The organism is Cytobacillus sp. FSL K6-0265, from assembly GCF_038003465.1.
GTDB classification, from domain to species: domain Bacteria; phylum Bacillota; class Bacilli; order Bacillales; family Cytobacillaceae; genus Cytobacillus; species Cytobacillus stercorigallinarum.
Map to the genome: position 1 here is coordinate 43,955 of NZ_JBBOPE010000002.1, position 6,901 is coordinate 50,855.

Here is a 6,901-nt window from a genome sequence, read left to right on the forward strand (position 1 = left end):
GCAGGAACCCTGTCACTAGGCCTATAAGGAAAATACTCCTGGCTCAATATCCAACTGTTTTGCCAAATAGTCAAGCAAGAAGTCGGGGATCTCCTTTATATCAGTTAAGCTCCATCCTGGATAACGGAGTAGTGCTAATTGGACAGCAAAGCCTAACCGGTTGTAGTCTCGTCGGTGACGATTTATGATTTCCAAATCATGTTGCGAGAAGGTATAGTAAGTAGCAAGCTCCCATTCACCATTGGGAGGGGTCATCCATTCTTGTCGCTGGTCTGTTGTAAGAAGTTCTTTACCGCGCAAGGTATCTGCTCCTTTCTTTGATTTTCATACTCCTTTACACGTCGATAAAAAGTATTTGGCTTTAAATCAAGACGCTTCATTCCTTCCGTCGCAGTGATTGATCCAGATTTCCACTCATCATACACCCGAATAAAATCTGCATTAATCTCGTACTTACGTCGCCCAAATCTCACACCCTTCTTCTTTGCCACTTCAATTCCTTCGGCTTGCCGTTGCTTATTTTTTTTACGTTCTTGCTCGGCTACATAAGAAAGCAGGCTTAAAAATTGGTCCTCCATTAACTTTCCAAGATCGCCCATTCTTCGGAATTTTCGGCTATCAAAAAGCGTCTCATTTTCTAGTACCACGATATCTGCGTTTAGCTGCCGTGTAATATACTTCCACTCTCGAATAATACCATCATAGTCCCGACCTAATCGGTCCAGTGCATCAAGATATATCAAATCCCCTTCGCGAATGATTAAAAGCATCGCCTGATACTGCGGCCGATTAAAATCTTTTCCACTTTGCTTGTCAATAAAGATATAACGTTCTTCAATTCCAAGTTCACGGAATTTTTTAAGCTGCCGTTCTGGATTTTGATCCTTAGCAGAAACGCGAGCGTACCCTAGTTTCAAAAATATCAACTCCTAAACTATTAAACTATGTCAAAAAGTATATCAACAAAATGAAATGTTTCAAAATAAAAAAGCACACTTTTTGACACACAGAATATTATCTGTTTTCCAACGTGTCATAAAGTATACTTTTTGACAGTAACCATAATATGAAAAATACCTTACATTACTGTTGTTAAATGACAATAAAGATATTTAAACCAGTAAATAAATACATTATTAGCGTTGTTTAAAAACGTTATTAGGTTACCTTTGTAAGATTAATACAGGAAATAGAGGTTGCATAAAACCAATTTTTTATGTAGTAAGAGGATTCTGAAGAAGCTTGAAACGTTGATTTTATCAACGATGTATTTTTAAATAAGAACCTTGTATATCCGTTTAATGGATGTTACATAATAAAACCGATAAATCACATAATATTAAAAAAAGAGTATATATTTGAGGTTATAATAAATGATAGATCCTTGGAGATGTTAGTATCGAATGATTTATTAGTAGATATTTACCGTAACGCTGTTGAGCGAAAAGTTAATAATGGTCTCATTCAAACATCCTTTAATGAAATTTAAAAAAGAAATTTAAGAATTAATAGACCTAGTGAATTACAACAGCTACTCGGGGCTTACGGAATCTGTCAGAGCCGATGTAGGAATGATGTTTATAAGTAACTAATAACGAAAGTAACCTTTCCTTAACATTAGGAAATACTTGAGTAATAGGAAATTTCTGAATTTTATTATTGTGCTCTTTTTATTATAAGGAAACAAAAAAACTGAAATGGAACAACCGTTTGATACACTGTTCTATCGTTGTTGATTGTCATTTTCTTGTTTTTTTGAATTGTTAGCAGCTGAATGGGGATCAACTGGGTCAATAGTATGTTTATATTGGTATGCTTTCGATGTAGTGGTTAAACTTAATATTAAGATAATAAAGATAATGACTAAGCTTACAATCAAAAAATTCGCCATTTTTATAGTTCCTCCTCAAATATTTATATAACTAAATGATTTTATTTATAAATTTACATGACCTTACTATCTTCTATATAAAGTTTTCTGAATTTCTAAGATCAAAATCTAGGTTCAACTTTCTTTCTAACTTATCTATATTTCCTCCCTCTTTTACAAACAATTCTAACTTTTCAGCCATCAGTTTTCCTATTTTACTATCTAACTGTTCATGATTAAGTAATGATTTTATTTTTATTGTTTCTGGGGTGTTATCCCTACGGAACCATTGTCCAGGGACCTGTTCCCATAAGTTTTCCCACTCATCTAACAATTCAATTTCATTTAAAAAGAATTTTTGTAAACCACATAACCAAGCAGTACAACTAGTATTTCTTTTTTGGCACCCTAAACCGTCTTTTAAAAGCTCACACCCTTGACAACAAGAGTTCCCACTTTTTATACAAACCTCACAAATATAATGTGACCCAACTAATTGAAGTACCTTCAATCCATATTGGATAATGTCTTCTCTTTTTATTTCTATACTCAACTTATTCGCTCCATCCGCAATTAAATTTCTCCCTTAGATTAACCAATTTTTTACCCAATCCGACCATGGCAAACAGGTAACTATGTATCCATCCACGTACCTATGAACGTTATTCTGCCCACATTGTCCACCTCTTAGTTCTGCCCATTTAGTATAATTTTCTAGTATGCCTTGTGCCCCGCATCCAAATATGTCCTTCCCCCTCTAAGTTTATCCAAACATAGTGACCTATTTTTTCTATAGCTACTACCTTACCTATTTTTTCGACATTAGGTTCATGATAAATGACCTCAACTAGATCACCTATAACAACCTTGTTCCCGTCTTTATCCTTGTAAGATTTTATGTCCATTTCCCCACCATCCTTACTAGTAATTCTATCTTTCTATAAAGGGGGATATTTCCTATTTCCATTAATTATGTTCTTAGGCTGGTGCTTGGACATAATGAGAGCACAGGTAAAAAGGAAGTCAATTAGTTCCAAAAAGTGCAATAGGTATTTAAAATATTCCTTAACTTAAGCAAAACACTCAGTAAGTACCTTCAAAAACTACTTTGTTTATTATATAGGCGTTCAGCAGTAGGAGCAGGTATTGTAGTCTCTTATCCAATGTTGAAAAGCAATAATTATATTACGAAAAGAGAAAAGACACATACTCTACCGTTGTTCTACTTTTTGTTCTTGTACTTTTTCGATTGTTCGTTTGAGATTAATTGGGTTAATAGTATGTTTAAAATATCCCGTTGGATAAAATATATAAAATTTTATATATTGTGTTATTAAACAAAACCCTTGCTCCTATTCTCATGTATTTCACCTCAAAAATTCCTTTTGACATAATTAAGGAAACAGTGTAAATTCATATCATAATATATTCAAATAATCAGATATAGAGATATGCAAATATTATAAACGAAGAAGGGTTGGTTATGCAACATAAATGGTTTTTTACTGGGAGATATAATGGGTATTCTTTACCGAATTTTCAAAAAGACCTATTGTCTGGTCTAGTCGTTGGTGTCATTGCTATACCTTTGGGTATGGCGTTTGCAATTGCTTCTGGTGTTAAACCCGAATATGGAATATATACTACAATTATTGCAGGTATTTTAATTTCACTATTTGGTGGGTCAAGGTATCAAATTGGTGGACCTACAGGAGCCTTTATTCCTATTTTATTTGGAATAGTCATGACTTATGGATATGAAAACTTATTAATTGCTGGATTTTTTGCAGGTATTATCCTATTTTTAATGGGGATTTTTAAACTTGGTTCATTAATTAAATTCATTCCAAGGCCAGTGACTATAGGCTTCACATCAGGAATAGCCGTCATTATTTTTGTGGGTCAGATTGCTAATTTTCTAGGCCTTACAGGGGTAGAAAAACATGAAACCTTTTTAAGTAATATCAGAGAAATTATCATTCACATTCATTCTATTAATTTTTATAGTGTATTAACTGCTGGAATATGCCTTATTGCGGTCTTGTTAACGCCAAAATTTTCCCCGAAGGTTCCAGGACCACTAATAGGATTATTATTTTCTACAGTGATAGCCAGCATATTTTATCCTAATCAAATAGCCACAATTGGCTCAACATTTGGTGAGATTCCAAGTGCCTTACCTCATTTTAAGGTACCTGAAATGACCTTTGAACGCGTGCAACAATTAATTGGGCCAGCTTTTGTAATTGCATTGCTTGGGGGTATCGAATCTTTATTATCTGCAGTGGTCGCTGATGGTATGACAAATAGTAAGCATAATAGTAATCGAGAATTAATTGGTCAAGGTATCGCTAATATGATTACTCCTTTATTTGGTGGAATTCCTGCAACAGGAGCCATAGCCAGAACAGCGACAAATATCAAAAATGGTGCGTTCTCGCCATTTTCCGGAATGATTCATGGAATTGTCGTTTTGTTAGTATTAGTACTTCTTGCTCCTTATGCTTCAAGTATCCCATTAGCCAGTATGGCCCCTATCTTAATGGTTGTAGCGTGGAACATGAGTGAGAGGCATGTATTTTATCACGTGTTAAAAACAAAAACGGAAGATTCACTTGTTCTAGTTGTTACTTTTTTATTAACGGTTTTTGTTAATCTTACAGTTGCTGTTGAAATAGGTCTTTTATTAGCAGTGGTTTTATTTACAAAAAGAATGAGCGATATTACGGTAACAGTCAAGGCACTACCTAACCCAAACAATAAACATGAAAAGATGGAATCTAAAATGGTGACAGATGCTCGTGACTGTCCTCAAATTAGTATTTATAATGTAGAAGGTCCTTTATTTTTTGGGACTGCTCAAGCGTTTGAGCACTCAATAATGAATACGATCAACTACAAACCGAGAGTTTTACTCTTAAGAATGGGAAAAGTCCCTTTTATGGATACAACGGGTGAATCTTATTTATCAAGTATCGTAAAGGATTTTTCCAAACACGGGGTTGTATTGATATCTGGTATTAAACCTCAACCTAAAAGCGTTCTAGTAAAAACAGGTTTATTTGAATATATAGGAGAAGGGCGTTTTTTTGATCGTACTGGAAATGCAATAGATTTTGCACTTGAACATCTAAATAAGGACAAATGTCTTGGATGCAAACATTTTGCTTTTAGGGAATGTACAGTCTTTTCGGGTGCACATGAGAACATTGAAAAAAAAGGAAAAGTAGTTACGACATCTTAATTGTATCTAGAAAGAGAGGGAAATAAATTGAACTTAGAAATGCAACGGTTTAAAGCTGAATTTTTTAAAGCTCTTGCTCATCCACTTAGAATAAGAATTCTTGAACTTTTAGCTGACGGAGACAAAAATGTAAATGAAATTCAAAATCTTGTAGGAAGTGAAGGTTCGGCAGTATCGCAGCAATTAACAGTCTTGAGAGCAAAAAATATAGTTACAGGTACCAAAGATGGTAATCGGGTCGTTTATTCCTTAAGAGATCCTATGATTATTGAGTTGCTCAGTGTTGCTCGTCAAATTTTTAATAATCACCTTGTTGATACGATAACAATGTTAGATAAATTCAATGATACAGATAATGAGGAATAGAAAAAAAGAAAAGGATAACCTTTTCTTCAAATTTGAAAAGAGTTTAAATGAATTTCATCTAATTCAAGAGATCATGACAGGATATAATCATATAAGGAACTCGCTTTCAAGTTCGTAATTGCTATTCTTACGAAGTTTTAAAAAAGGAAATTGAAATTAACTCTCATATAGAATTAACAATAATGAATGGAGGAAAGAAATTATGGTTAATGTGCCAAATTGCCCAAAATGTAGTTCAGAATACACTTACGAAGACGGAAGTCTTTTTGTTTGTCCAGAATGTGCTCATGAGTGGACTTTATTAGAAAAAGAAAATGATAATAGTGAAGATAAAAAGATTTTCAAAGATGCAAATGGAAATGTCTTAAATGATGGTGATTCTGTAACAGTTATCAAAGACCTTAAAGTAAAAGGAAGTTCATTAGTCGTAAAAATAGGTACAAAAGTTAAAAATATACGTTTAGTTGACGGAGATCATGATATTGATTGTAAAATTGATGGTATTGGAGCTATGCAATTAAAATCTGAATTTGTTAAAAAGATATAAATGTTTCTAAAGGGTATCATTTGAAAAAGGTGTGAAAAAATGGAGACACAAATTTCATCAACCTTCTACTATATAAAAACTAAAGACGAAATCGGGGATACTATAAGAACAGCTGTTTTTAAGCTTAAAAATGGATTATTTCACGCGTATTCTTCTTATGATCAAAAAGATGATAAAAAAATTATTGGTTTTGGTGAGAGTGAAAATGATAAAACAGCTATAAATTTATCAAAACAAGACCTAAGAAAAGAATGGGAAGCAAAAAAAGGCATAAATTTTTTGGATCATACCCTTTATTAAAATTTTTAATAAAGGGTATTTTAGTCAGTCTTCTATACTATTCCATAATCAGGCGCTTATCTACAGTATGTTTTTCTACCGTATCTAACGTATGTAATGATACAAAAACGACCAGATTTCTATCTATGTGGAAACATTATATACTGATATTTCTTATAGTATTCAACGTATCCAAAGGTATGGGGAAATAGACTTGGGTAACTGGAGAAAGAAACAACCTTGAAGTTTAGTGTGGAAGTGTACTTCTTCCAGATTAAACTTCAAGGACAGTAAGCGTTAGCGCGGTAGGTGTGATAGATAGGCTCGTTGCCTGATGGAAAACATACTAAGCCTAAAGTATCAATTGTACCCACTGGGGGCTCAAGTCACGTCCTTAATACGTGTATCTATGACTACATGTAATCAACGATAAAAGGTGCATTCTTTCAACTTTTATGAGCTGATACTGTAGATAACTACCCAATCGTTGAATAATTAAATCCCAATTTCTCATTTAAATCACTGAGAGATTGGGATTTTTAATACTGGAATATCCTTAACGTTGTAAATCCGCGTTTTGCTGGCGGTACCCCTA

General features: G+C 33.6%; 8 protein-coding genes and 1 pseudogene. 4 read left to right on the forward strand and 5 right to left on the reverse strand.

Annotation, left to right across the window (positions count from 1 at the left end):
- Positions 1-24 precede the first annotated feature (24 nt).
- The 5 genes and pseudogenes from MHH73_RS22390 to MHH73_RS22410 form a co-directional block, all read right to left on the reverse strand.
- A pseudogene (locus MHH73_RS22390) lies at positions 25-255 on the reverse strand (DUF4158 domain-containing protein); the annotation flags it as partial.
- On the reverse strand, positions 252-917 hold the full coding sequence (locus MHH73_RS22395) for a recombinase family protein (RefSeq protein ID WP_251162682.1): 666 nt from the start codon (positions 915-917) through the stop codon (positions 252-254). The gene MHH73_RS22395 and the pseudogene MHH73_RS22390, both read right to left, overlap by 4 nt.
- Before the next feature lie 806 nt (positions 918-1,723).
- Complete coding sequence (ytzI, locus tag MHH73_RS22400) at positions 1,724-1,891, reverse strand: YtzI protein (RefSeq protein WP_251162683.1); 168 nt, start codon at positions 1,889-1,891, stop codon at positions 1,724-1,726.
- A 73-nt stretch (positions 1,892-1,964) separates the two neighbouring features.
- Positions 1,965-2,423 carry a DNA mismatch repair protein gene (locus MHH73_RS22405; RefSeq protein ID WP_251162684.1) on the reverse strand — a complete coding sequence of 153 codons (459 nt, stop codon included), beginning with the start codon at positions 2,421-2,423 and terminating at the stop codon, positions 1,965-1,967.
- A gap of 148 nt (positions 2,424-2,571) precedes the next feature.
- The gene (locus MHH73_RS22410; protein ID WP_251162685.1) at positions 2,572-2,775 is read right to left on the reverse strand and encodes a hypothetical protein; all 204 of its coding nucleotides are present in this window, start codon (positions 2,773-2,775) and stop codon (positions 2,572-2,574) included.
- A gap of 578 nt (positions 2,776-3,353) precedes the next feature.
- On the opposite strand from MHH73_RS22410, the gene MHH73_RS22415 reads away from it, so the two are divergent.
- The 4 genes from MHH73_RS22415 to MHH73_RS22430 all read left to right on the forward strand — a co-directional run bounded on the left by MHH73_RS22415 (position 3,354) and on the right by MHH73_RS22430 (position 6,327).
- The gene (locus MHH73_RS22415; protein ID WP_251162686.1) at positions 3,354-5,114 is read left to right on the forward strand and encodes a SulP family inorganic anion transporter; all 1,761 of its coding nucleotides are present in this window, start codon (positions 3,354-3,356) and stop codon (positions 5,112-5,114) included.
- Positions 5,115-5,141: 27 nt separating this feature from the next.
- Positions 5,142-5,480 carry an ArsR/SmtB family transcription factor gene (locus tag MHH73_RS22420; RefSeq protein WP_251162687.1) on the forward strand — a complete coding sequence of 113 codons (339 nt, stop codon included), beginning with the start codon at positions 5,142-5,144 and terminating at the stop codon, positions 5,478-5,480.
- 202 nt (positions 5,481-5,682) lie between these two features.
- On the forward strand, positions 5,683-6,027 hold the full coding sequence (locus MHH73_RS22425) for a zinc ribbon domain-containing protein YjdM (protein WP_251162688.1): 345 nt from the start codon (positions 5,683-5,685) through the stop codon (positions 6,025-6,027).
- A gap of 39 nt (positions 6,028-6,066) precedes the next feature.
- Positions 6,067-6,327 carry a hypothetical protein gene (locus MHH73_RS22430; protein WP_251162689.1) on the forward strand — a complete coding sequence of 87 codons (261 nt, stop codon included), beginning with the start codon at positions 6,067-6,069 and terminating at the stop codon, positions 6,325-6,327.
- Positions 6,328-6,901: the final 574 nt, after the last annotated feature.